General features: G+C 72.9%; 1 protein-coding gene. It reads right to left on the bottom strand.

The annotated features are described in order from the left end of the window. Positions 1 to 506: FAD-dependent monooxygenase (locus ADK65_RS36570; RefSeq protein WP_199825769.1), on the bottom strand; the 506-nt coding region annotated here is incomplete at both ends.

The raw sequence follows: 506 nt of genomic DNA, 5'->3' as shown, positions 1-506 counted from the left end.
CGTAGGACTGCGGCAGCCACGGGGCGATCAGCTCGCGGACCGGCTCCTGGCCGTCCCGCAGCCGGAACTCCCAGCGGTAGCGGTCCTCACCGATGCGCACGAAGGTCGTCGGCCGGTCCGGGTCGCAGACCTGCTCGACGCCCTCCCAGCAGCGCACGTGGGCCCTCGTGCGGACGTCGATGACGGTCCACTGCTCCTCGAAGCGCAGGTCCTCCCATACGGCGCCGATGGCCTCGCGGGTGAGGCTGCCCGCGCCGTCGCAGCCGAGCACCGCGTCGGCCCACAGATGATGCTCACCGTCGTCGTCCCGGTAGGTCACACGAACGGGGCCGGCCGTGTCCGGTCCGATGCCGGTGACCTCCACGCCGCCGCGCAGTTCGCACTCCGGGCGCCGGGCCAGGGCGGCGCGCAGCACGCGTTCCAGCTCGGGCTGGTCGAACATGCTGGTCTGCGGATAGCCGTGCAGGCCGTGCTCGGTGCGGCGGAACTCGGCCATCACCCGGTGC

Source organism: Streptomyces sp. NRRL B-1140, assembly GCF_001280065.1.
In the GTDB taxonomy this organism is placed as follows: domain Bacteria; phylum Actinomycetota; class Actinomycetes; order Streptomycetales; family Streptomycetaceae; genus Streptomyces.
This window is presented reverse-complemented; position numbering and strand designations above follow the sequence as displayed.